General features: G+C 63.2%; 22 protein-coding genes and 1 tRNA gene. 19 read left to right on the top strand and 4 right to left on the bottom strand.

From position 1 onward, the window contains the following. The first annotated feature begins 81 nt into the window (after positions 1 to 81). From gatB to ACWAT4_RS17910, 3 genes are all read left to right on the top strand, one after another. A complete protein-coding gene (gatB, locus tag ACWAT4_RS17900) occupies positions 82 to 1,566 on the top strand; it encodes an Asp-tRNA(Asn)/Glu-tRNA(Gln) amidotransferase subunit GatB (RefSeq protein WP_449731031.1) in 1,485 nt (494 codons plus the stop codon). 1,528 nt (positions 1,567 to 3,094) lie between these two features. Beyond that, on the top strand, positions 3,095 to 3,361 hold the full coding sequence (locus ACWAT4_RS17905) for a hypothetical protein (protein WP_212301065.1): 267 nt from the start codon (positions 3,095 to 3,097) through the stop codon (positions 3,359 to 3,361). A gap of 92 nt (positions 3,362 to 3,453) precedes the next feature. After that, positions 3,454 to 3,675 (top strand): hypothetical protein, encoded by a 222-nt coding sequence (locus ACWAT4_RS17910; protein ID WP_212301064.1) that lies wholly within the window; start codon positions 3,454 to 3,456, stop codon positions 3,673 to 3,675. A 136-nt stretch (positions 3,676 to 3,811) separates the two neighbouring features. Here ACWAT4_RS17910 and ACWAT4_RS17915 read toward each other — a convergent pair. Further along, a tRNA-Ser gene (locus ACWAT4_RS17915) sits at positions 3,812 to 3,904 on the bottom strand. Between the two features lie 659 nt (positions 3,905 to 4,563). Here ACWAT4_RS17915 and ACWAT4_RS17920 point away from each other — a divergent pair. Further along, entirely contained in the window at positions 4,564 to 6,117 is a 1,554-nt protein-coding gene (locus tag ACWAT4_RS17920) for a porin (protein ID WP_449731032.1), read from the top strand. 650 nt (positions 6,118 to 6,767) lie between these two features. On the opposite strand, the gene ACWAT4_RS17925 is transcribed toward ACWAT4_RS17920, so the two are convergent. Next, on the bottom strand, positions 6,768 to 9,197 hold the full coding sequence (locus ACWAT4_RS17925; protein ID WP_449731226.1) for a lytic transglycosylase domain-containing protein: 2,430 nt from the start codon (positions 9,195 to 9,197) through the stop codon (positions 6,768 to 6,770). Between the two features lie 296 nt (positions 9,198 to 9,493). Here ACWAT4_RS17925 and dapA point away from each other — a divergent pair, with 296 nt between their 5' ends. The 4 genes from dapA to ACWAT4_RS17945 are packed head-to-tail and all read left to right on the top strand — an operon-like array spanning position 9,494 to position 11,975. After that, positions 9,494 to 10,384: a 4-hydroxy-tetrahydrodipicolinate synthase gene (dapA, locus tag ACWAT4_RS17930; RefSeq protein ID WP_212301062.1), complete on the top strand. Its 891-nt coding sequence runs from the start codon at positions 9,494 to 9,496 to the stop codon at positions 10,382 to 10,384. A 47-nt stretch (positions 10,385 to 10,431) separates the two neighbouring features. Beyond that, positions 10,432 to 10,845, top strand: coding sequence for a large conductance mechanosensitive channel protein MscL (gene mscL / locus ACWAT4_RS17935; protein ID WP_212301061.1), 414 nt, complete (start codon positions 10,432 to 10,434; stop codon positions 10,843 to 10,845). Positions 10,846 to 10,904: 59 nt separating this feature from the next. After that, the gene (smpB, locus tag ACWAT4_RS17940) at positions 10,905 to 11,378 is read left to right on the top strand and encodes an SsrA-binding protein SmpB (protein ID WP_027530006.1); all 474 of its coding nucleotides are present in this window, start codon (positions 10,905 to 10,907) and stop codon (positions 11,376 to 11,378) included. Positions 11,379 to 11,393: 15 nt separating this feature from the next. Further along, the gene (locus ACWAT4_RS17945; RefSeq protein ID WP_449731033.1) at positions 11,394 to 11,975 is read left to right on the top strand and encodes a peroxiredoxin; all 582 of its coding nucleotides are present in this window, start codon (positions 11,394 to 11,396) and stop codon (positions 11,973 to 11,975) included. On the opposite strand, the gene ACWAT4_RS17950 is transcribed toward ACWAT4_RS17945, so the two are convergent. Then, positions 11,972 to 12,646: a uracil-DNA glycosylase gene (locus ACWAT4_RS17950; RefSeq protein WP_212444933.1), complete on the bottom strand. Its 675-nt coding sequence runs from the start codon at positions 12,644 to 12,646 to the stop codon at positions 11,972 to 11,974. The genes ACWAT4_RS17945 and ACWAT4_RS17950 overlap by 4 nt on opposite strands. Continuing rightward, a complete protein-coding gene (locus tag ACWAT4_RS17955; protein WP_212301058.1) occupies positions 12,627 to 13,280 on the bottom strand; it encodes a LabA-like NYN domain-containing protein in 654 nt (217 codons plus the stop codon). Before ACWAT4_RS17955 ends, ACWAT4_RS17950 begins: the two co-directional genes overlap by 20 nt. 332 nt (positions 13,281 to 13,612) lie before the next feature. Between ACWAT4_RS17955 and rpoZ the strand changes: the two genes are divergently transcribed. From rpoZ to parC, 11 genes are all read left to right on the top strand, one after another. Further along, on the top strand, positions 13,613 to 14,005 hold the full coding sequence (gene rpoZ / locus ACWAT4_RS17960; protein WP_008133017.1) for a DNA-directed RNA polymerase subunit omega: 393 nt from the start codon (positions 13,613 to 13,615) through the stop codon (positions 14,003 to 14,005). Positions 14,006 to 14,215: 210 nt separating this feature from the next. Beyond that, positions 14,216 to 16,501: a RelA/SpoT family protein gene (locus ACWAT4_RS17965; protein WP_212301057.1), complete on the top strand. Its 2,286-nt coding sequence runs from the start codon at positions 14,216 to 14,218 to the stop codon at positions 16,499 to 16,501. Positions 16,502 to 16,546: 45 nt separating this feature from the next. Further along, complete coding sequence (locus ACWAT4_RS17970) at positions 16,547 to 17,299, top strand: pyridoxine 5'-phosphate synthase (protein WP_212301056.1); 753 nt, start codon at positions 16,547 to 16,549, stop codon at positions 17,297 to 17,299. Beyond that, on the top strand, positions 17,296 to 17,715 hold the full coding sequence (acpS, locus tag ACWAT4_RS17975) for a holo-ACP synthase (protein WP_212301055.1): 420 nt from the start codon (positions 17,296 to 17,298) through the stop codon (positions 17,713 to 17,715). The genes ACWAT4_RS17970 and acpS overlap by 4 nt, the downstream gene beginning before the upstream one ends. Before the next feature lie 249 nt (positions 17,716 to 17,964). Further along, positions 17,965 to 18,729: a signal peptidase I gene (gene lepB / locus ACWAT4_RS17980; protein WP_212301054.1), complete on the top strand. Its 765-nt coding sequence runs from the start codon at positions 17,965 to 17,967 to the stop codon at positions 18,727 to 18,729. Beyond that, entirely contained in the window at positions 18,726 to 19,622 is an 897-nt protein-coding gene (rnc, locus tag ACWAT4_RS17985; RefSeq protein WP_212424467.1) for a ribonuclease III, read from the top strand. The genes lepB and rnc overlap by 4 nt, the downstream gene beginning before the upstream one ends. Then, the gene (era, locus tag ACWAT4_RS17990) at positions 19,612 to 20,538 is read left to right on the top strand and encodes a GTPase Era (RefSeq protein ID WP_212424468.1); all 927 of its coding nucleotides are present in this window, start codon (positions 19,612 to 19,614) and stop codon (positions 20,536 to 20,538) included. Before rnc ends, era begins: the two co-directional genes overlap by 11 nt. A gap of 21 nt (positions 20,539 to 20,559) precedes the next feature. Next, the gene (locus ACWAT4_RS17995) at positions 20,560 to 20,940 is read left to right on the top strand and encodes a hypothetical protein (RefSeq protein WP_212424469.1); all 381 of its coding nucleotides are present in this window, start codon (positions 20,560 to 20,562) and stop codon (positions 20,938 to 20,940) included. A gap of 395 nt (positions 20,941 to 21,335) precedes the next feature. Further along, the gene (gene recO / locus ACWAT4_RS18000) at positions 21,336 to 22,088 is read left to right on the top strand and encodes a DNA repair protein RecO (RefSeq protein WP_449731034.1); all 753 of its coding nucleotides are present in this window, start codon (positions 21,336 to 21,338) and stop codon (positions 22,086 to 22,088) included. Between the two features lie 103 nt (positions 22,089 to 22,191). After that, complete coding sequence (locus tag ACWAT4_RS18005) at positions 22,192 to 22,470, top strand: hypothetical protein (RefSeq protein WP_212301049.1); 279 nt, start codon at positions 22,192 to 22,194, stop codon at positions 22,468 to 22,470. Between the two features lie 59 nt (positions 22,471 to 22,529). Then, positions 22,530 to 24,788 (top strand): DNA topoisomerase IV subunit A, encoded by a 2,259-nt coding sequence (gene parC / locus ACWAT4_RS18010; RefSeq protein ID WP_212301048.1) that lies wholly within the window; start codon positions 22,530 to 22,532, stop codon positions 24,786 to 24,788. Positions 24,789 to 24,864: the final 76 nt, after the last annotated feature.

Below are 24,864 nucleotides of genomic sequence, written 5' to 3' on the forward strand. Positions count from 1 at the left end.
GCCTTCTCTGGCTTGACTGGCGGAACCCGTTGCGCGAAGCCCAGCCATCCCCGATATGATCTGATCTGGACCCCGAGACCGATGAACGCACCAGCCGCATCCCACAAGCTTCTCAAAGGCGCCACCGGTGACTGGGAGATGGTCATCGGCATGGAGATCCATGCCCAGGTGACGTCGAAGTCGAAATTGTTCTCCGGCGCTTCCACGGAGTTCGGCGGCGAGCCGAACAGCCACGTGTCGCTGGTAGACGCCGCGATGCCGGGCATGTTGCCCGTGATCAACGAGGAATGCGTCAGGCAGGCTGTCCGGACCGGGCTTGGCCTCAACGCAAAGATCAACCTGCGCTCGGTGTTCGATCGGAAAAACTATTTCTATCCAGACCTGCCGCAGGGCTACCAGATCAGCCAGTACAAATCGCCCGTGGTGGGCGAAGGCGAAGTGGTGGTCGAGCTCGACGGCGGTCGCAGCGTCTCCATCGGCATCGAGCGGCTGCATCTCGAGCAGGACGCCGGCAAGTTGCTGCACGATCGATCTCCGACCATGTCCAATGTCGATCTCAACCGCTCCGGCGTGGCGCTGATGGAGATCGTCTCCAAGCCCGACATCCGCGATGCCGAGCAGGCCAAGGCCTACGTGACCAAGCTTCGTTCGATCCTGCGCTATCTCGGCACCTGCGACGGCGACATGGAGAAGGGGAGCTTGCGCGCCGACGTCAACGTCTCCGTGCGCAAGCCAGGTGCGCCGCTCGGCACGCGCTGCGAGATCAAGAACATGAACTCGATCAACTTCATCGGCCAGGCGATCGAGTACGAAGCGCGACGCCAGATCGAAATCCTCGAGGAGGGCGGCCGGATCGACCAGGAGACGCGGCTCTACGATCCCAACAAGGGCGAGACGCGCTCGATGCGCTCGAAGGAAGAGGCACATGACTACCGCTACTTCCCCGATCCGGATTTGCTGCCGCTGGAGTTCAGCCAGACCTTCGTCGACGAGCTGAAGGCGGAGCTGCCGGAGCTGCCGGATCAGAAGAAGACACGCTTTGTCGCAGATTTCGGCCTGTCGGCTTACGATGCGAGCGTGCTGGTCGCCGAGCGCGAGAGTGCGGTGTTCTACGAGACGGTGCTCGACAAGCTCGCCAACCGCGCCCGCGACGGCAAGATGGCGGCGAACTGGGTGATCAACGAGCTGTTCGGCCGTCTCAACAAGGAAGGCCGGGATATTACGGGCTCTCCGGTCTCATCCGAGCAGCTCGCTGCGATCATCGACCTGATCGGCGAGGGCACGATCTCCGGCAAGATCGCCAAAGATCTGTTCGAGATCGTCTGGCAGGAGGGCGGCGACCCTCGTGCGCTGGTCGAAAGCCGCGGCATGAAGCAGGTCACGGATCTCTCGGCGATCGAAAAGGTTGTCGACGACATCATCGCGGCCAATCCGGACAAGGCTGCGCAGGTGAAGGACAAGCCGCAGTCGCTCGGCTGGTTCGTTGGCCAGGTGATGAAGTCATCCGGCGGCAAGGCGAACCCGCAGGCCGTCAATGATCTGCTCAAGTCCAAGCTCGGCATCTGACGTTATACGTTTGAAGGAGGTGACGGACACGCTTCGTCACCTCGCGCGACGTCGAGACGAGACGCGCGCACGCATCGCCGACATCCAACTTCATCCCGTTGAGGTCACGGTGCAGATGCGAATCGCGGTCGCGCGATTCGCGCAAAACGGCGACTTGCACACGCTCTGACGAGCGCCTCCGCCGTTAAGCATGAAAATAATTTCGTTGCCAAAATTCGCGACTCAGAGTCCGCGACTCTGCCCGGCGACACCATCGCGCGCGTTGCAGCGCGCATCATCGCGCCGATCAGGCGTGATGCACGCGCGCAGAATAATACTTGCTGCATAGCGTTTTCCTGCAATCGTTACGCTTGCCGACGTCGATGCTGCGAGATGCATTTGCAATCGCCGACGCGTGTCTCTCGGTGTCGGCAAATCAAGCGCGGCTGGCGCACGCGCGCTGCGTCGTCAACACTTCCTTAAGTGAGAAGATGTTTTTTTCGTCGTGTTGGTGTATTCGGAATGAGTGTGCACTCGATCCCCGAATGCATGCAGCGATTAAAGCCATCTCACACATCGGAGGGCAACATGGCCAAGAAAGCGAAGAAGGCGAAGAAGGTAAAGAAGGCGAAGAGCGCAGTGAAGAAGACTGCGAAGAAGACCCGCAAGGTCGCGAAGAAGAAGTAACTTCGCTTCTGAAGTTGCCGGCTCCTCGTAGCTGGCACGTCATCAGCGCCTCCTAGAGGTTCTGGTCGACGATAGAGGGTGTCGGCGAGACATCAGGTCAACGGTCGGATCGTCAACTTCGCGAGCTTGCTCGTCAAAGTCCGGTCCGGCAGAAGAAACAAAGTTTTCTTCGATCGGTGCGGGTCTCCTTCAAAAGAGCTCCGCAATTCCACAAGCGGCCTTCGGGCCATTTGGAATCTGGTCCTGACGTGTTCGCCGACGCCCTCGTTCCCTGAGGCCGGGGTATTGCCGGCATTCCTTTCCCGACATTGTTGATCTGACCGCGGCATAGCCGCTTTGCCGTGCTGGGCTGCGAGGCCTTGGAGCAGGCGAGGGCTACGACGTGATCGCGCGCCATCAGCGCGGCGCTCCTCCGCGCGCGGTGTCAGCGATTGGCGCCTCTGGAATATTGAGTACCCGCTGCAGTGCGCAACTCGCGCACAAAACGGGTGACGACAGCCGGAGGAGGCGCCGCAGGACACGCGCCACCGCGCGCGATGGTTATCGATGTCCCAAAATCCCAGAGTAAACCAAATCTGACGAATCGCAGAAGTCCCTGCAAATCGGGGACTTCTTGAATTTCCGGCGCGCGTGGCGCAGCCCCGCGTTTACGTCTGCTTCATCGCGATACTTAAACTGCCATTCAAATTTGCCCGCCATCATCGCCTCCAACAAGCCGGCAAACGGCATCAGGCAAGAAGAGTCGAAAGAAGACTCGGGGATGAGTTGAGCAACGCGTGACCCGGAAGGATCACGCAAATCAGAGTTGGACGGGAGCCGCGCTCGGGGGAACGAGGCGGCACAAAGAAAAAGGGGATGCGTTATGTTTCAGGGGACTTTCGATCTCGATACGGCAACGCCGATCGATTCGAGCACGCTGTCGGACGTTCTGTTCGAGCGCGGGATCTATTGGGCGAGCGGCCGCTCGGGCCTGGTCGACCTCGTCGCCGCGCACAAATGGTTCAACCTCGCCGCCCTGAAGGGTCGCAAGGACGCCGTCGCGCTGCGCCAGGAAGTGGCCGGCCAGATGTCGGAGTCCGAGATCTCGGTCGCGCAGCGTGAGGCGAGGGCGTGGGTGTCTGCTCATTGATCTGGAACCGCAGCCGTCCCGTGCTTTCGCGGGACTATTGGGTTGCGCTGAATCAAGTTCCCGCGTCGTGCCGCCGATTAGACCCACACGGCATGAGCGATCCCGACAAGACTGACGCTGGACCGGGCCGATGGCTACCGATTCAGATCGCGCCCGATGATTGCGATCTGGAACTCGGCCGGCCGCACAAGACCGGTATTCTGCCGCTGACCTTTCCATGCCGCCGCAAGGCCGGCGTCTGGTTCAATGTTTGGGCGGACGAGGCCGTGCTGATATCGCCCTCGCACTGGCGGATCTGGCGGTCGCGCATCTAGGTGCACGCACACTTATATAAGAGGAGACGCGAATCGGGCTGAGCTCAGCCGCGCGGATCCTTGCGCCAGGCTTTTGCAGCCGCGCCGCGATCGTCTTCAGAGGAAGGAACGCGCGGACCTTGATTCTGCCGCTGGGTGGCGGAGAGAGAGGGATTCGAACCCTCGATACAGCTTGAGACCGTATGACGCTTTAGCAAAGCGTTGCCTTCAGCCACTCGGCCACCTCTCCGGTGCGAGCCTTATGCATCTAATTGCTTGGGCGGGTCAATTTGGAAGCGTGTGTTTTCGTTCAAATATTCCCAACGATTTCCACCGGCCGGGATGCCCGTCCTGATTCCCCGATCTCTCGAGCCGCTTCGGCCTCATAGAGTGTCTATTCCACGCGCGAGGCGGAGCCGGATTGCGCGGGTCCTTCCCGGGATCACCGAACGTTACCGAGCATTACACATCCCGCTGAGTCTTCCTGCCGATTCCACGATTCGAGCGTTCCAGAACCACGCGTGTGCGTAAGTCGGCTCGCCGGTCGTTCAGGCCGGGAACTTCGGACGAAATGGAACCGTTCAAAAAAGATAAATAATAACAATTGGTTACGGGCGCCATCCGATCACATCCGCGTGTTATTTGTGCAACACCCTTCGGAAAACAGACTTCATGGGCCCGTTTCGGAGCGTTCTCTTGTTGTGTGTGCAAGGACGTTCGGTAATTGTGAACGGGCGACGGAGGGGGGCATCCCAAGGTCGTCCCGTTTAGGTCTTTCGCTTAAGTCCCTCGCGTTCATGCGGGTGTGTCCGAAGACGCGAAGGTGGCCAAGGCGGTGATTTAGAGGGGGTTGGGGAATTGGCCGTTCGGGTCAGTGACCTTCCCTGAAGAGCAACTTGGAGGTTTAACATGAAGTTGGTTAAGAGCCTTTTGCTCGGCTCAGCGGCGGGTCTGATCGCCGTGGGCGGAGCACAAGCAGCCGATCTCCCCGTGAAGGCCAAGGCGGTCGAATACGTGAAGATCTGCTCCCTGTATGGTGCGGGTTTCTACTACATCCCGGGCACCGACACCTGCATCAAGCTGAGCGGTTATGCCCGCGCTGACGCAGTTCTCGGCGGCGCGAATGACTATGGCTTCAACAACAGCCAGGCCACCGCGAACGGCGGGTCGAACAACCGTTTGACCAACTACTACTACACCCGCGCTCGTATGGACCTCAACGTCGATACCCGCACGGCGACCGAATACGGTGTTGTCCGCACCTACGCTGACATGATCTTCAGCTACGACACCGGCAACATCACCGGCAGCAGCCCGGCGACGTTCGCTGCTGGCGGCGCCACCCTCGGCCTGTACCATGCGTTCATCCAGTTCGCTGGCTTCACCATGGGCCGCACGGTCTCGATCTTCGACGCTCCGTGGCAGTCCTACAACGCAGGCGGTCCCGATACCGTTCCGGGCGGCTCCAACCACGTCACCGGCGTCAACCAGTTCGCCTATACCGCTGACTTCGGTCAGGGCATCACCGGCTCGCTGGCCTTGGAAAGCCCGGACACCCAGTCCAACGGTCAGGGCAACCTGTGGAACGTGAACGGCTTCGCGGCCTCCGGTTCGGTTAGCGCCGCTACGGGCCTTCCGACCGTCACCTCTGCTGCTACCGCTGCTGGTGCTGCCCTCATCCAGGGTCAGTACGGTGTCAACGCTTGGGGCGGAACGCGCTCCCCCGACATCGTCGGCGCTCTCCGTGTCGACCAGGCCTGGGGTCTGGGCCAGATCTCGGTTGCCGCGCATGACCTGCATCCCGGCTACTACGGCACGACTGAACCCACCGGTCATCCTTCCGACAAGTGGGGTTGGGCTGTGCAGGGCGCCTTGTCGATCAAGAACATCCCGACTGGTGCGGGTGACTCGATCAACTTGAACGCCGTCTACACCGATGGCATGTCCCGTGAGAACTTCCAGGTCCTGTTCCCGCAGCAGTTCGCGATGTTCAGCGGCTCGGGCGTCGGCGCTTACCAGAGCATTGGTTTCGCTGGCATTGCTGACGGCGTCTTCGGCGCTGGCGGCAGCATCGAGACCGTCAAGACCTGGGGCGTCCGTGGTGGCTACACCCACAACTGGAACCCCTACTGGTCGAGCGGTGTCTACGGTGGCTATGCTCAGCTGAGCTACAGCAGCGCTGCCAAGACCCTGATCTGCGGTAACTTCACCGCCGCTTTCGGTACCGCCACCGCGACCTGCAACCCGGACTTCGCTTTCGGTGTTGTCGGCGTGAACACCAACTGGACCCCGGTCAAGAACCTGGCGTTCACTGCGGACCTGAGCTGGTCGCGCCTGGATCAGAAGTACTCCGGCACGATCGCTGCTCCGGCCACCGCAATCTGGGCCAAGCCGGGCGCAGTGTATGAGCTGAAGGATCAGAACTCGCTGACCCTGCTGCTCCGCGCCAACCGCACGTTCTAATACCGATCTATCGACGAGCCCCCGGCGGGAAACCGCCGGGGGCTTTTGTTTTTTTTGTTGGCATTTGGGGCGGTATACCTGCGGCCCCCTCAGACGACCGTTATCGGATGGGCTCGCGTAAGCACCACCGACCGGAACCTTGATGTTCAAGAGGACGCATTGCGCGCGACAGGCTGCGACCTGATCCGCTCTGAGAAGCGCTTTTCCTTCAGAGAGCCCTTGGCCGCCCGATTACCGCAACGACACTTGGTGGCGCGCGCGGCACGCGTTAGCGCTTCACGCAACTCGCCACGTACTGGCTCAATCCGCCGGTAACGCCGCGGAATAGCCCCATCTTCCGGCCCTCGTCTGCGCAGCGTTCGCGTTTAGCCGACATGTCGACCTTTTTTTGCGCTGTTTGTGCGAATGCCGCTGAACTGACGGGAGCCAGGAGCAAAACCGTTAGTGCAATCGTCTTAAACATAGGTGCCTCCGATGGAAAAAAGGGTCGTGATGGAAAAAACTGTTCGCATCCAGCCCTAACGACAAGACAAAAGCAATGTCAGGCTTGCCGGTCTGCGGAAGGATCCGGCTGGCGGGCATCAACGTATTCGGCTGGGCGTTTTCGCTGAGTTCGGAGGCGAGTTTCTTCCGCCCGAGAGAGCGTGGCTCTATTCCACGCTGCCGGCGCCGCGGCGCAAATCGGCCTCGATCTGCAGCCGCGTGCCGCCGCCGAAGCGGGCGCGGTAGACCTGAAGATTCTCCATGATCCGCTGCACGTAATTGCGCGTCTCGGAGAAGGGAATCAGCTCCACCCAGTCGACCGCGTCGACCTTGGCGTCGCGCGGGTCGCCGTAGCGGTCGATCCACTTCTTCACACTGCCGCGCCCCGCATTGTAGGCGGCGAAGGTCATGATGTAGGAGCCGCGATAGTCCTCGAGCAGACCGCCGAGCTCGGCCGCGCCGAGCGTGGCGTTGTAGGACGAATCGTTCTTGAGCCGCGACAGGTCGTAGGTCGCGCCATGCCGTTTGCAGACGTAGCGCGCGGCGTCCGGCGTCACCTGCATCAACCCATAGGCCTGCGCCGGCGAGACCACGGAGGGGTTGAATGCGCTTTCCTGTCGCGCGATCGCGTAGACGATGCTGCGTTCGACCTCGGGGCCGATCTGCGTGAATTGCGGAATGCCGTTGACGGGATAGGCGTAGAAATCGAACGGCAGCCCGCGATTGAGAGCGGCCTTGCCGACCAGCAGCATGCCGCGGGCGTCGCTGTAGCGCTGGGTCAGCTCGCCGAGGCCGGTCAGCGCCTCGGGATCGCCGTTCTCGCCCATGTCGGCAAGGATCGGCACCGCCATCTCGCGTTCGTCGAGCTCATAGAGCAATTGCGCTGCGCGCACGATCTCCAGCCGTTCGGCGCCGCGGCCGCGCGGCTGGCTGCTCAGCTCGATCTGCGGCAAGCCCAGTTTTGCGCGCGCGAGCTGGCCATAATAGCTGGTGGATTGCTCGGCCGCGCGGGCATAGGCGTTGCGCGCCTCCTGCTGGCGACCGGCGGCTTCGGCCGCACGCCCTTGCCAGTAACCGGCACGCGCCAGCGTGGTCGGATTGACGCTGCCGACGCCGATGCGTGCAAAGTGCTGGGCGGCCGCCGCGGGATCGTTGAGGAAGCGCAGCGCGATCCAGCCCGCCGTGAACTCCTGCTCGGTCTTGTAGATGTCGCGCGTGGGGAGGGCTGCGTCGCGCGCGATCAGATAGGCGCTGCGGAAGTCCTCGGTGTCGATCATCTTGCGCGCGAGCAGGCGCCGCTCGATCCACCATTCGTCGAGATTGTAGAGCCGGTTCGGGTCCTTCGGTGCGGACAGCATAAGCTGGGCCGCTTCGGCAAACTTCTCCTCGCGACGCAGCAGCTGGATCTTGCTGAAGATGAAGCCGGGATCGCTGTGCAGCTCGCGCGGCACTTCTTCCAGCAACGCGCGTGTGTTGGGCGCCTTCTTGAAGGAGGCGATGCGGGCCTTGGCGAGTGCGACGTAGCCGGCGCCGAGTCTTTTCGCCGCACGCAGCGCCGCCTCGTGCTCGCTGCCATAGAGTAGCGTGTCCATTCGCGCCTTCTGGTCGCCCGGCGTCAGCAGGGCGCCGAACTGATCGAGCGCGTTGTTCTCGGTGTCCTCCGACATCGGATCGCTGCGCCAGGCCTCGCGCACCAGCCGTTCGGCATTGGCGCGGTCGCCGCGCGCCAGCATCGCCTTGGCGAGCACGAAGCGGCCCTTGGCCGAAACGGGGGATTCGTTCTCGAACCACGACCAGCCGACGGAATCGTCGCGCCGGTCGTCCCACATCGCAGCCTCGAGGCGCCGGCGCAGGAAGGTCTGCGACGGCCAGCTCGGATTGGCGGAGAGGAAGGCGCGGTAGCGCTCGACGCTCGCGCCATTGTCCTCGCTGCGCAGGATGATCCATTCGGCGAGCTTTCGCGCGACCGGATCGGAAATCGAATCGGCGTAACTGGTGGCGTCGCCTGGCTTGCGCTTGCGCACGAGCTCGATGACGTTCTCGAGCGTGTCCTTGTCGGCCTGCGACGTCGAGGAGGTCGCCGCGACCGCGGCTGGCGTGACCGGCTTGCGCGGTGCGGCGTGCTGGCGAGTTGCGGGCGCCAGCACGGGGGCTGCGACGGGGCGTGCAGAGGCGGGGGCGGGGGCCGTGGGCCTGACGGTGGCCGTGACCGCTGGCGCGGTGTGTACGGCCGGGGCATTGGCTGCCGGTCGCGCTTTTGGCGTGGAAGCGGCTGCCGCGGGCTTGGGCTTGTCCTTTGCTGCGTCCTTGCCGGCAGGTTTCTTCGCAGTGTCCTTGTTCGCAGCGTCCTTGGCCGGGGCGGCAGCTGCTCCCTTGCTCGCGCCCTTGGCGGTTTCCTTGCCAGGGCTCTTCGCCGTGTTCTTGGCCGTGTCCTTGGCCGTGTCCTTGGCGGATCCCTTGGTGCCGTCCTTCGCAGGCGGTTTGGGTGACGGCTTCGCGGTTCCCTTGGTCGCCTGCTTGGCCGGTTCCTTCGCGGCGTCGTCGGTTGTCTCATTGGATTTGGCCAAGGCGACGCAGCCGATCGACAGGCCGGCCATCAGGCATAGGGCCAGACCGGCGGATCGCCATGCAGTACCAGGAAAGGAGGTCACGGAGGTTCGTCGCCCCGAATCAGTCAATTGGCCCAAGACCTATCTGTACAAGATCTGGCTGTATTTGATTGAATATGCGGACAAAATACCAACAGCCGCTTACCGCCGCCGGGTTTGCACCACCACAGCGGCAAAATCGCGGCCTAAACGGTGCGTCAGTCGGCAGCAGGTCTTTTACCGGCCGGACAGACCCGATAAGAATGGGGCTTGCTTTAAATTCGCGCCGCGTACGGAGGAAGTCCATGGCAGCCAAGACGAAATTCCGGGGGTCGTTCACCGCCTTGGTCACGCCGTTCAAGAACGGCGCGCTGGACGAGGCGGCGTTCCGGTCGCTGGTCAACTGGCAGATCTCCGAGGGCACCAACGGCCTGGTCCCGGTCGGCACCACCGGCGAGAGCCCGACGCTCAGCCATGACGAGCACAAGAAGGTCGTCGAATGGTGCATCGAGGAGGCCAAGGGCCGCGTGCCCGTGATCGCCGGCGCCGGCTCCAATTCGACCAAGGAGGCGGTCGAACTCGCCCAGCACGCCGAGAAGGCGGGCGCTAATGCCGTGCTGGTGGTCACGCCCTACTACAACAAGCCGACCCAGGAAGGCATGTACCAGCACTTCAAGGCGATCAACGATGCGATCGGCATTCCGATCATCATCTACAACATTCCGCCGCGCTCGGTGATCGACATGTCGGTCGACACCATGAAGCGGCTGTGGGAGCTGAAGAACATCGCCGGCGTCAAGGACGCCACCGCCAGCATGGTGCGCGTCTCGCAGCAGCGCGCCGCGATGGGCGAGGACTTCAACCAGCTTTCTGGTGAGGACGCCACCATCATCGGCTACATGGCGCATGGTGGCCATGGCTGCATCTCGGTGACCTCGAACGTCGCCCCGCGCCTGTGCGCCGAGTTCCACGCCGCGTGGGCGAAGGGGGACACCAAGGCAGCGCTTGCGATCCACGACAAGCTGATGCCGTTGCACAACAACCTCTTCATCGAGAGCAACCCGGCGCCGATCAAGTACGCGATGTCGCTGCTCGGCAAATTCGACGAGACGCTGCGGCTGCCGATGGTTCCGGTCTCCGAACCGACCCGCGTTGCCGTGCGCAGCGCCATGGTGCACGCCGGCCTGATCAACTAGGCAGCGTTCGTCAATTCATCGCCACAGGCAACTCAGGGGGATCACCGATGCTGAAGGAATTCCGCGACTTCGCCATGAAGGGCAATGTCGTCGACCTCGCGGTCGCGGTCATCATCGGCGCCGCCTTCGGTGCCATCGTGACGTCGATGGTGAACGACATCATCATGCCGATCATCGGCGCGATCACCGGCGGCCTGGACTTCTCCAACTACTTCATCGGACTCTCGAGCAAGGTCACGGAGCACAATCTCGCCGATGCCAAGAAGCAGGGCGCAGTGCTGGCTTATGGCAGCTTCTTCACCCTGATCGTGAACTTTGCGATCGTCGCTTTCGTGCTGTTCATGGTCATTCGCACCATGAACCAGTTCAAGCGCAAGGAAGAGGTCAAGCCCGCGGAGCCGCCGAAGCCTTCGGCGGAAGTCGTGCTGCTGACCGAGATCCGCGATCTCCTCAAGAAGTGACGCGCGCGCTTCATCCAATCTGTTAGCGTCGCTGCGTATCTCGATCAGGTTTTACGTCCATGGCCGACAAGAACGAACGTCCGATCAAGGTCATGGCGGAAAATCGCAAGGCCCGCTTCAACTATGCGATCGAGGATACGATCGAGGCGGGGATTGCACTGACCGGAACCGAGGTCAAGTCGATCCGCAACGGCAAGAGCACGATTGCGGAGTCCTACGCCGACTCCAAGGACGGCGAGATCTGGCTGATCAACGCCACCATTCCCGAATATCTCCAGGGCAATCGCTTCAACCACGAGCCCAAGCGGCCGCGAAAGCTGCTGCTGCATCGCCGGCAGATCAACAAGCTGATGGGCGCGGTCGATCGGGAGGGCATGACGCTGATCCCGCTCAAGCTCTATTTCAACGAGCGCGGGCGGGCCAAGCTGCAGCTCGCGGTTGCGAAGGGCAAGAAGCTGCACGACAAGCGCGAGACCGAGAAGAAGCGCGACTGGAGCCGGGAGAAGGGCAGGCTGATGCGAGCGAGGGGATAGGGCTGAGAGGACAGGATGATCCAGAAGAACCTGCTCGAGGTTGATTGGAGCCAGATTCCCGCCCCCTTGGACGATGGCGATGCCGCCCATCTCAAGGGTCTGACGCTACCTGCGATCAGCCTGCTCGCGACCGACGACACTTCGGTCAATCTGTCGGCGCTCCCGGGCCGCACCGTGGTGTTCGCTTATCCACGCACCGGCGAGCCCGGCAAGATCTCGCTGGTCGACGACTGGGACATGATTCCTGGCGCGAGGGGATGCACGCCGCAGACTTGCGCGTTTCGAGACCTGTTCGCCGAGTTGAAGGCTGCAGGCGCCGCGCAGGTGTTTGGCCTCTCGACCCAAAGCAACGACTACCAGACGGAGATGGCGTCGCGGCTGCATCTGCCGTTCCCGGTGCTCTCGGACGAGAAGCTGGCGCTCACGCGCGCGCTCAAGCTGCCGACCATGGACGTCGCGGGCCTGACGCTGATCAAGCGCCTGGCTCTGATCATCGACGACGCCGAAATTGCGCACGTGTTTTATCCGGTGTTCCCGCCCGACCGGAACGCGGGCGATGTGCTGGACTGGCTGAAGGCCAATCCCGCCAGGAGTTAGTCGAGATCCGCCTTCACCCTGGCGAACACGCTGCGGAACATGTCCGTCGTCAGCACGCCCGTGTTCGTGTTGTAGCGGGAGCAGTGGTAGCTATCGTACAGCTTGAACGCGCCGGCTTGGTGCACGGCGCCGTGGCCGAAGGGCGCTTGTGAGGCCTTCAGCTTCAGCGGCTTGAGCACGCTGTCGTGCGCAATACGCCCGAGAGCGACGATTGCGCGCAGCTTCGGCATGGTTTCGAGATTCGCGACGAGAAACTGGCGGCAGGTGTTGATCTCGATCGGCAGCGGCTTGTTCTGCGGCGGAACGCAATGCACGGCATTGGCGATCCGGCAGTCGACCAATTTCAAACCGTCGTCGGGCCGGGCCTGATAGCTGCCTTTGGCGAAACCGTATTCGAGCAGGGTGGCGTAGAGCAGGTCGCCGGCATAGTCGCCTGTGAACGGTCGGCCGGTGCGGTTTGCGCCTTGCATCCCCGGCGCGAGACCGACGACCAGCAGGCGCGCCGTGATGTCGCCAAAGGGCGCAACCGGAGCATTGTGCCACAACGGCTCGCGCGCGCGGTTCGCCTCGCGAAAGGCGACCAAGCGCGGACAGAGCGGGCAGTCACGGTCGGGGACGAGGGCGGGGGCCTGGCGGCTTGACCGGGCCGCCTCACTCCTCGAAGTCGTCATCGCCCCTCGTCGGCGCCATCGTGGTCGTGGTCGCGCGCTGGAGGAACTGCGGGGCGTGGTGGCGTGCCTCGCGCTCGCCGCGATCACGCGGGGCGGGACGCTCGGACGGGTCGCGGCCAAGCTTGGACTGCAGCTCGACGAGGTCGGTGAAGACGTCAGCCTGGCGGCGCAGCTCGTCGGCGATCATCGGCGGCTGGCTGGCGATGGTGGAGATCACAGTGACCCGCACCCCGCGGCGCTGCACCGCTTCGACCAGCGAGCGGAAGTCGCCGTCACCCGAGAACAGCACCATCTGGTCGATGTGTTCTGCGAGCTCCATGGCGTCCACCGCGAGCTCGATATCCATGTTGCCCTTGACCTTGCGCCGGCCGGAGGCATCGATGAATTCTTTGGTCGCCTTGGTGACGACGGTGTAGCCGTTGTAGTCGAGCCAGTCGATCAGGGGACGTATCGAGGAATATTCCTGATCCTCGATGATCGCTGTGTAGTAGAACGCCCGCAGCAGCGTCCCGCGGCTCTGAAATTCCTTCAGAAGGCGCTTGTAGTCGATATCGAAGCCGAGAGTTTTCGCCGTGGCGTAAAGATTGGCCCCGTCGATGAAGAGCGCGATCTTGTTGGTAGGGGAAGGTGACATTCAGTTTGCTCGCGTAGTGTGTTCGTGATTGATCGTTTTATTGTTGGCGCGGCGGCAGCAAGCCGCGCAGTTCTAAAGTGCCGCCGAAACCCGTCGAAACCGCAAATCCGGAGAAGTCGGGGCAATCAAGGTATAGTTATGGCGGACTCTCATACACCCGGCGCCGCCCACAATGGCAGCCCGGGAAACCACCCGTCCCAGCCCCAATGTGGGGGTAGCAGAGCCGTTTGGCGAGGCCAAATCACAAATTGGCCTTGCGAAATCGTCCCTTCCCCTATAACTAGCCCCGATCATCCACATATTTCGTCCCACCCACAACGGAGCGACAGTCCATGGCTCGCGTCACCGTAGAAGATTGTATCGACAAGGTCGACAACCGGTTTGACCTGGTCCTGCTGGCCGCCCACCGCGCCCGCATGATTTCGTCCGGTTCACAACTAACGGTTGACCGCGATAACGACAAGAACCCTGTTGTATCTTTGCGTGAAATCGCCGACACGACCATCTCGCCGGAGGACCTGCGCGAGGAGCTGGTGCACTCGCTCCAGAAGTTCGTCGAGGTGGACGAGCCCGAGCCGGACACGGTGCCGCTGATCGGTTCCGCCGGTGCCAGCGTCGATGCAGACGATACCGAAGTGGCTGTGGAGCGCATGACCGAAGAAGAGCTCCTGAAGGGTCTCGAAGGCCTCGCGCCGCCGGAAGAGCAGCCCGAGGAGGACGAGTAATCGTCTTACTCGCGATTGTCGACTTCTTGTGATCTTATCGAAGGCCCGAACCCCTGTTCGGGCCTTTGCTTTTGTTGGCGTTTTCGTGGTTACCATAGCGTTGCCGGCTCGCGCCGTACGCCTGTCACTGAATTGATCGGCGGCGTCCGCGATCGGGGCTTAGGATGTATACAACGGGCCGGCTGATGGTCCGTTTGAAGGCAGGACGGCATGGTGTATCGACGCCGCAGACCCACGCAGATGCAGGCCGCAACCGAATCGGTTGCCGTGGCCCCGACTGCGCCTGTGGCACGGCCAGCGAAGCCGCGTGCGCGGATGATGCGTCAATATGACCTCGTCGAACGGGTCCGGTCCTACAATCCGAACACCAACGAAGACCTGCTGAACCGCGCCTACGTCTACGCCATGAAGGCGCATGGCTCGCAGACCCGCGCCTCCGGCGATCCGTATTTCTCGCACCCGCTCGAAGTGGCGGCGATTCTCACCGACTTGAAGCTCGACGACGCCACTATCGTCGCCGCGCTGCTGCACGACACGATCGAGGACACCGAGGCGACGCGGGCCGAGATCGACCAGTTGTTCGGCCCCGAGATCGGCGCGCTGGTCGAGGGCCTGACCAAGCTGAAGCGGCTGGAGCTGGTCTCGCGCGAGGCCAAGCAGGCCGAGAACCTGCGTAAATTGTTGCTGGCCATTGCCGACGATGTCCGCGTGCTTCTGGTCAAGCTCGCCGACCGTCTGCACAACATGCGCACGCTCGACTTCGTGCCGACCGAATCACGCCGGCGCATTGCCGAGGAGACGCTCGACATCTACGCGCCGCTGGCCGGGCGCATGGGCATGCAGGAAATGCGCGAGGAGCTGGAGGATCTGTCCTTCCGCACCCTCGATCCCGAAGCCTATTCGGTGGTGATGCAGCGGCTCGATGCGCTCGCCGAGCGCAACCGCAACCTGATCGGCGAGATCGAGGACCAGCTCTCCAACAATCTGCGTCACAGGGGTCTTGGCGCGCGGGTCTATGGCCGCCGCAAGAAGCCGTTTTCGATCTGGACCAAGATGGAGCGCAAGTCGGTCGGCTTCGAGCAATTGTCCGACATCTTCGGTTTCCGTGTCGTCGTCAACGACATCGAGTCCTGCTACCGCGCGCTCGGCATCGTCCACACCACCTGGCCGGTCGTGCCGGGACGCTTCAAGGACTACATCTCGACGCCGAAGCAGAACGACTACCGATCGATCCACACCACGGTGATCGGCCCCGGCAACCAGCGCGTCGAGCTGCAGATCCGCACCGAGGCGATGGACCAGATCGCCGAGCGCGGCATTGCCGCGCATGTCTTCTACAAGGAAGGCGTGGGCTCGCCGACCGAATTCCTCAAGCGCGAGTCCAATGCGTTCGCCTGGCTGCGCCACACCATCGGCATCCTGTCGGAGAGCGCCAACCCCGAGGAGTTCCTCGAGCACACCAAGCTCGAGCTGTTCCACGACCAGGTGTTCTGCTTCACCCCGAAGGGCAAGCTGATCGCGCTGCCGCGCCATGCCAATGTGATCGACTTCGCCTATGCGGTGCACACCGACGTCGGCAACAGCGCGGTCGGCTGCAAGATCAACGGCAAGTTCGCGCCGCTGTCCTCGGAGCTCCAGAACGGCGACGAGGTCGAGGTGCTGACCTCGGAAGCGCAGTCGGCCCCGCCATCGGCCTGGGAAACGCTCGCAGCCACCGGCAAGGCGCGCGCCGCGATCCGCCGCGCCACGCGCACCGCGGTGCGCGACCAATATGTCGGTCTCGGCCGGCGCATCGTCGAGCGCCTGTTCGAGCGCGCCAAGATCGAATACGCCGATGACAAGCTCAAGGGCGCGCTGCCACGCCTGGCGCGCACCTCGATCGAGGACGTGATGGCAGCGGTCGGGCGCGGCGAGATCAAGGCCTCCCACGTCGCGCGCGCGATGTATCCCGACTACAAGGAAGAGCGTGTCGCGCGCTACGGCGTCAAGAAGAGCCTCGCCGCCAAGCTCAAGGAGAAGTCGCCGGAGCCGTCACGCAGCCCGGTTGCGATTCCGATCGGCGGCAACAATTCCGATCTGCCGGTGAAGTTCGCGCCGAACGGCGGCGCCGTGCCCGGCGATCGCATCGTCGGCATCGTCACGCCGGGCGAGGGGATCACGATCTATCCGATCCAGTCGCCGGCGCTGAAGGACTTCGAGGAGGAGCCGGAGCGCTGGCTCGACGTTCGCTGGGACATCGAGGACTCCGCGCCGCAGCGCTTCCCGGCGCGCATCAAGGTCGAGAATGTCAACGAGCCCGGCGCGCTCGCGCAGATCGCGACCGTGATCGCCGAGCACGACGGCAACATCGACAACATCAGCATGCAGCGCCGCTCGCCCGACTTCACGGAGACAACGATCGATCTCGAAGTCTATGATCTCAAGCATTTGAGCGCGATCCTGGCGCAGTTGCGCGCCAAGGCCGTCGTCGCCAAAGTCGAACGTGTTAATGGATAGGCGTCTGTCGCAGTCGCCTGTCTCTCCGATCTCGAGAGTCCCGAAATGCCCGCATCTCCGCTCCGCCTCGGTGTCAATATCGATCACGTCGCGACCGTCCGTAATGCTCGCGGCGGGCGCCATCCCGATCCGGTCCGCGCCGCGCTGCTTGCGATCGAGGCCGGTGCCGACGGCATCACCGCCCATTTGCGCGAAGACCGCCGGCACATCCGCGACGAGGACATGGCGCGGCTGAAGGCCGAGATCTCCAAGCCGCTGAATTTCGAGATGGCGGCGACCGACGACATGATGCGTATCTCGCTCGCGACCAAGCCGCATGCGGTATGCCTGGTGCCGGAGCGTCGCCAGGAGGTGACGACGGAAGGCGGGCTCGACGCGGTCGGCCAGCACAATGCGCTGGCGCCCTATATCGCGCGGCTGAGCGATGCCGGCATCCGCGTCTCGCTGTTCATCGCCGCCGACCCCGCGCAGATCGAGATGGCGGCACGGCTCCGTGCGCCCGTGATCGAGATCCACACCGGTGCCTGGTGCGACGCCGTGGTCGACGGTCACTCCGACAAGGCCGAGGCCGAATGGCGGCGAATCGTGGCGGGCGTCAAGCTAGCCAGGGACGCCGGGCTCGAAGTGCATGCCGGCCACGGGCTCGACTATGCGACGGCGGAGACGATCGCCGGCCTGCCCGAGATCATGGAGCTCAACATCGGCTACTACATGATCGGCGAGGCGCTGTTCGTCGGTCTTGCCGAGACGGTGCGCAAAATGCGCGCCGCGATGGATCGCGGCCGGAGCCGGGCATGATCATCGGCATCGGCTCCGACCTCATCGACATTACCCGCGTGGCCAAGGTGATGGAGCGCCACGGTGAGCGCTTCCTCGACCGCATCTTCACCGCGGCCGAGCGGGCCAAGGCCGAGCGCCGGGCCAAGAACGAGAAGATGGTGGTGGCGACCTACGCCAAGCGCTTCGCCGCCAAGGAGGCCTGCTCGAAGGCACTGGGGACCGGCATCCGGCAGGGCGTCTGGTGGCGCGACATGGGGGTGGTCAATCTCCCCGGGGGACGGCCATCCATGCGGCTGACCGGGGGGGCGCTGGCCCGGCTCCAGGCGCTGACGCCGGAGGGATTCGAGGCGCAGATCGACCTGTCGATCACCGACGACTGGCCGTTGGCGCAGGCCTTCGTGATCATTTCCGCCGTGCCGCGGGCCAAGCCCTGAGGGCAATACCATCATTTTATAATTTGCATTGAAAATCAATGCCTTATTGGTTTTTGACGCGATCCTTGATTGCGTGGCCTGCGACAACCGTCTAAAAGTCCGCGGACGCAAATCAGGCTGGGCGAATTCGGCTTTACGCCGGAATTGGCCCTCACTATCAGAATCAGGACAATCTCCTTGGGCCGCGAACCGGTGGGCCGTTCGCGAGAGGAGGGCGTTCTGTGATCGCCGGCCGGAATTGAGAGAGCAATGAGCGTGACTTCGGGAACAAAAACTGAAAGCGGCGTCGGCGAAACAGTCCGGGTCGTGATCCATGCTCTCCTGATCGCGCTGGTGATCCGCACCTTCCTGTTCCAGCCGTTCAACATCCCGTCCGGCTCGATGAAGGCGACGCTGCTGGTCGGCGACTATCTGTTCGTCTCGAAATATTCCTACGGCTACAGCCATTACTCGATCCCGTTCTCGCCGCCGCTGTTCTCGGGACGGATCTGGGGCTCGGATCCCAACCGCGGCGACATCGTCGTGTTCCGCCTGCCGAAGGATGACACCACCGACTACATCAAACGCGTGATCGGCCTTCCCGGCGACCACATCCAGATGAAGGACGGGCTGCTCTACATCAACGACACTCCGGTCGAGCGCCAGCGCATGAGCGAGTATGTCGGCGAGGACCCGTGCGGCTCGGAAGGCGGCGGCATCTCGCGCGTGAAGCGCTGGAAGGAAACGCTGCCGAACGGCGTCACTTACGAGACGCTCGATTGCGCCGACAACGGCTACATGGACAACACCAACGTCTACACCGTGCCGCCCGGCCATTTCTTCATGATGGGTGACAATCGCGACAACTCCACCGACAGCCGCTTCCTCGGCCAGGTCGGCTACGTGCCGCAGGAGAACTTGATCGGCCGTGCGCAGATGATCTTCTTCTCCATCGGTGAAGGCGAGCATGCCTGGATGTTCTGGCGCTGGCCCTGGTCGGTGCGCTGGAACCGGTTCTTCAAAATCGTCCGATGAAAGACGAAGCCAAGGACATCACGACCCAATCGATCGAAGCGCAAGCCGCTCCCGAGGGCGAAGCTGCAACCAAGACGGCTGCGCCCAAGACTCCCGAAACCAAGACTTCTGAACCCAAGGGCGCTGACACCAAGACTCCAGCGAAGAAGAAGCGGACACGGAGCAGCAAGGCCAAGGACAAGGCGAAGGCGGCGGCTGATGCGAATGCGGCGCTCGAGGCGCGCATCGGCCACAGCTTTGCCGATCCGAATTTGCTGATGCAGGCGATCACGCACGTCTCGGCGCTGAAGTCCGGACGCAAGCGTGGTGACAGCTATCAGCGGCTGGAGTTCCTCGGCGACCACGTGCTGGGGCTTGTCGTCTCCGACATGCTCTATCACGCCTTCCCGAACGCCGACGAGGGCGAACTGTCCAAGCGGCTTGCCGAACTCGTGCGCAAGGAGAGCTGCGCCGATGTCGCCAAGTCGCTCGGTCTGCTCGACGACATCAAGCTCGGTTCGGTCGGCTCCAGCGCGGATGCGCGCCTGCGCAAGTCGATCCTCGGTGACATCTGCGAAGCCGTGATCGGCGCGATCTTCCTCGACGGCGGTCATGCGGCGGCGGACGAGTTCGTCAAGCGCAACTGGACCGAGCGCATGCACAAGCCGCGGCGTCCGCTGCGTGATCCCAAGACCGTGCTGCAGGAATGGGCGCAAGGCAAAGGATTGCCGACGCCGGTTTATCGCGAGGTCGAGCGCACCGGCCCGCATCACGATCCGCAGTTTCGGGTCGCCGTGGACCTGCCCGGACTCGCGCCGGCCGAAGGCATCGGCGGCAGCAAGCGGGCGGCAGAGAAAGTGGCAGCTTCAGTGATGATCGAACGTGAAGGCGTTGGCGGCGGCAATGACGGCTGAAACAAGCGGCGAGGCGCCCGCCGCGACGCGCTGCGGTTTCGTCGCGCTGATCGGCGCGCCCAATGTCGGCAAGTCCACGCTGGTCAATGCGCTGGTCGGGGCCAAGGTCACGATCGTCTCGCGCAAGGTGCAAACCACGCGCGCCTTGATCCGCGGCATCGTGATCGAGAACAATTCGCAAATCATCCTGGTCGACACGCCCGGCATTTTCCTGCCGAAGCGCCGGCTCGACCGCGCCATGGTCTCGACCGCCTGGAGCGGGGCGCATGACGCCGACCTCGTTTGCGTGCTGCTCGATGCCAAGACCGGTATTGACGAAGAGGCCGAGGCGATCCTCGCCAAAGCCGCCAGTGTCAATCACGACAAGATCCTGGTCATCAACAAGGTCGATCTGGTCCAGCGCGAGAAGCTCCTGGCGCTGGCGCAGGCCGCCAACGAACGCATGAAGTTCGCACGGACGTTCATGATCGCGGCGATCTCGGGCGACGGCGTCGACGACATCCGCACCACGCTCGCCGAGATGGTGCCGCCGGGGCCATACCTCTATCCCGAAGACCAGATGTCGGACGCGCCGATGCGCCAGCTGGCGGCCGAGATCACGCGCGAAAAGATCTATCAGAAGCTGCACCAGGAATTGCCCTACCAGTCCACGGTCGAGACCGACAAGTGGGAGGAGCGCAAGGATAAGTCGGTGCGCATCGAGCAGACGATCTTCGTGGAGCGCGAGAGCCAGCGCAAGATCGTGCTCGGCAAGGGCGGCGCTACCATCAAGTCGATCGGCGCGGACTCGCGGAAAGAGCTGATGCAGATCCTGGACGTGCCGGTGCATCTGTTCCTGTTCGTGAAGGTGCGCGAGAACTGGGGGGACGACCCCGATCGCTATCGCGAGATGGGCCTGGAATTTCCCAAGGAATAACCAAGAAAAGATCAGTCGCCGATGAGTGTGCCCCGCAACGTCCAGCGTTTCGAAGCGCTGCTCTATGCCTCGCTGATGCTGGATGCGCTGTCGGTGGCGGTGCAGGATCGCACGCCCACCCTCGAGATGACCGAGCAGATGATCATGACGGCGACGCTGCTCGCCGGCGGGATGATTCTGCTGCTGCTCTATTTCGTCTGGCTGGCTGCGCATTGGCGCAAGAACTGGCCGCGCTGGGTGCTGGCGGCGGTGCTGGCGCTGTCGGTGATCTCGCTTGGCCAGATCATCGGGGAGAGGGGCGTGGAGCTCGATAGCGCCATCGAGATCGTCTCCTGCGCGCTGACGGTGTTCGGGCTCTACTTCTCCTTCACAGGCGATGCGCAGGGCTGGTTCAACGCGTGAAGGACGCAGAATAGCGTGCTGCGCCTGCGCGGGGTTGTATCTCGGGGATGGGAATACTCGTATACAATGACAGTTAGGGCGATCACGATCGCCCAGAACGAAAATCCGAAGACGGAGCCGAGCGTGGGAGACAGGAGCGTTCGTCCCTGGGGAGACTTGCGCCAGCTACGGTATGCGTTGTCAGGACGCCTCGGATACTCGACGGTGACCCTGCCGAGGGTCGCAGCGTAAACGACAATGATTCCCGTGAAATAGCAAAAGCTGGGAAACCCCTTAATCAGCCAAAGCGACAGCTCGATAATTCCGGCCAGCAGATCGCCAACTAGGTTTGCCATTATGAGAGTTGACCTCCAAACCTTTCTTCACTGTCCCATATAGCGCTATAGTTGCGTTCCATGGAATGGACCGACGAAGGCATCGTGCTGGGCGTGCGGCGGCATGGCGAGAGTAGCGCCATTGTCGAGCTGCTGACGCGTGCGCACGGCCGGCATCTCGGTCTCGTGCGGGGCGGTGCGAGCGCGCGGCTGCGGCCGCTCTTGCAGCCCGGCAACAGCGTCAGCGCGGTGTGGCGGGCGCGGCTCGATGAGCATCTCGGCACCTACGCGATCGAGGGATTGAAGCTGCGCGCGGCGACGCTGCTGGGATCGTCCCATGGCGTCTACGGCGTCACCCATCTGGCCTCGATTGCGCGGCTGCTTCCCGAGCGCGATCCGCACGAGGATATCTTTGCGTTGCTCGAACATTCGCTCGATGATTTCGACGACATCGGCAGCGCCGCAGTGCATCTCATCCATTTCGAGCTGGCCATGCTCGCCGAGCTCGGCTTCGGGCTCGCGCTCGAAAACTGCGCGGTGACAGGGGAGACCACCGACCTGATCTATGTCTCGCCAAAATCCGGCGGCGCCGTATCCCGCGGCGCCGGCGAGCCGTGGCGCGACCGGCTGCTGCGGCTGCCGCCGTTCCTCCGCCAGGGCGAAGCCGCAAGCGACCTCACCGACGAGGATCTCCAGGACGGCTTCCGGTTGACCGGCCTGTTCCTGCTGCGCCATGTGCTGGAGCCGCGGGGGCAGGGCCATTCCGATGCGCGGGCCGGCTTCATCAATGCCCTGACGCGGCTGCAGGCCAAAGCGGCGCTGCCGGCGCCATGAGCGGATCGCGCTGCTGCATTGCTTGAGGGTATAGGGTTCCCCCGGGAACGAAGTTCGGGTTTCCGCGTTGGCGCGGGCAGGTTCCACAACGGGGACAGCCAACATGTTGATCAGGGGTTTTGCGCTGACCGCAGCGCTGCTGGCTTTTGCGCCTGAGGCCATGGCCGGCGAGCCGCAACCTGGCGTGTTTCGCCGGGCGTCCTGTACCGTCGTCCGGTATTATGTGGCGAAATATTCCGCTGCGGCCGCAGAGACATGGGCGCGCTCTCATGGTGCCACCGACGCCGAGATCGAGGCGGCCCGCCGCTGTGTGGCCAACACGCCGGCGACGGCCCCGGCCAAGGTCCAGCCGACCGTGACGGCCGGGTGGGCAGGGCAGTAGAAGCCCCAGGGAACCAATCCATCCTTGCCCGATTCGCTTCCACGGTTTAACCGGGCGGCATGGGAAAACGAATCGTTCCGCCGGAAGAACCGGCCGAAATTCACGAGGTGCCGCTGCGTGAGGCGCTGGAAGAGCGCTATCTCGCCTATGCGCTCTCCACCATCATGCACCGCGCGCTGCCTGACGCGCGCGACGGCCTGAAGCCGGTGCACCGGCGCATCCTCTACGGCATGCGTCTGCTCAGGCTCGACCCCGGAACCGCCTTCAAGAAATCCGCCAAGATCGTCGGCGACGTGATGGGCTCGTTCCATCCGCATGGCGACCAGGCCATCTACGACGCCATGGTGCGCCTCGCGCAGGATTTCTCCTCGCGCTACCCGCTGGTCGACGGCCAGGGCAATTTCGGCAATATCGACGGCGATAATCCCGCCGCCTACCGCTACACCGAAGCGCGCATGACCGACGTCGCGCGGCTTCTGCTCGAGGGCATCGACGAGGACGGCGTCGAGTTCCGCGCCAACTACGATGGCCAGTCGAAGGAGCCGGTCGTGCTGCCCGGCGGCTTCCCGAACCTGCTCGCCAACGGCGCGCAGGGCATCGCGGTCGGCATGGCGACCTCGATCCCGCCGCACAACGCCGCCGAGCTGTGTGAGGCCGCGCTGCATCTGATCGAGAAGCCCGACGCCAAGTCCAAGGCGCTGATGAAATGGGTCAAGGGGCCCGATTTCCCGACGGGCGGCATCTGCGTCGATTCCAAGCAGGCGATTGCCGAGGCCTACACCACCGGCCGCGGCTCGTTCCGTGTCCGCGCCAGGTGGCAGCAGGAAGAGGGCGCCCGCGGCACCTGGGTCGTTGTCGTCACCGAGATCCCCTTCCTGGTGCAGAAGTCGCGCATGGTCGAGAAGATCGCCGAACTGCTCGACCAGAAGAAGCTGCCGCTGGTTGGCGAGGTCCGCGACGAATCCGCCGAGGACGTTCGTCTCATCATCGAGCCGAAGTCGAAGAACGTCGATCCGGCGCTGATGATGGAATCGCTGTTCCGGCTGACCGAGCTCGAAAACAAGATTCCGCTGAACCTCAACGTGCTGATCAAGGGCCGCATCCCCAAGGTGGTGGGGCTCGCGGAGTGCCTGCGCGAATGGCTCGACCATCTGCGCGACGTGCTGATCCGCCGCTCCAATTTCCGCAAGGGCGAGATCGAACATCGGCTCGAAGTCCTCGGCGGCCATCTGGTCGCGTATCTGAACCTCGACAAGGTGATCAAGATCATCCGCACCGAGGACGAGCCGAAGCCTGCCTTGATCAAGGCTTTCAAGCTCACCGAGATCCAGGCGGAAGCCATCCTCAACATGCGTTTGCGCAATCTGCGCAGACTCGAGGAAATGGAGATCCGCAACGAGGACAGGGATCTTCGCAAGGAGCTGAAGGGGATCGAGGGCCTGCTCGCCTCCGAGCCCGAGCAGTGGAAGAAGGTTGCCGAGCAGGTCGGCAAGGTCCGCGACATGTTCGGACCGAAGACGCCGCTCGGCAAGCGCCGCACCACCTTCGCCGACGCGCCCGAGCACGATCTCGCTGCGATGGAGGAAGCCCTCGTCGAGCGCGAGCCGGTGACGGTCGTCGTCTCCGACAAGGGCTGGATCCGCACCATGAAGGGGCATGTCGAGGATCTCTCGGGGCTCGCCTTCAAGCAGGACGACAAGCTCGGCATCGCGTTCTTCGCGGAGACGACATCGAAGCTGCTGCTGTTTGCGACCAACGGAAAATTCTTCTCGATCGACGTGGCGAAGCTTCCGGGCGGCCGCGGCCACGGCGAGCCGATTCGCCAGTTCATCGATCTCGAGCCGGAGGCCGCGCCGGTCACGTTGTTCGTCAACAAGGGCGGACGCAAATTCCTGGTCGCGAGCCATGAGGGCCAGGGTTTTGTCGTCAACGAGGACGATTGCGTCGGCACGACCAAGAAGGGCAAGCAGGTCCTCAACGTCGACATGCCGAACGAGGCGCGCGCGGTCACCGAGGTGCTCGGCGACACGGTCGCTGTCATCGGCGAGAACCGCAAGATGCTGATCTTCCCGCTCGACCAGGTGCCGGAGATGGCGCGCGGTCGCGGCGTGCGCCTGCAGAAGTATAAGGACGGCGGTCTGTCCGACGTCACTGTCTTCGAGGCCAAGGCAGGTCTGACCTGGAAGGACTCTGCGGGGCGCGAATTCTCCGCGACCACCAAGGAGCTCGCCGAGTGGCAAGGCACCCGCGCCGACGCCGGCCGCCTGCCACCGAAGGGATTCCCGAAATCGAACAAGTTCGGCAAAGTGATCGGGTAGGGCGGCTCTCATGTCCTGATGGGCAGCAATGCTCCTGCATTGCTGCATCGGCGTGGGCGGTCTGATACCGTCTGGC

The organism is Bradyrhizobium sp. T-1, from assembly GCF_053592855.1.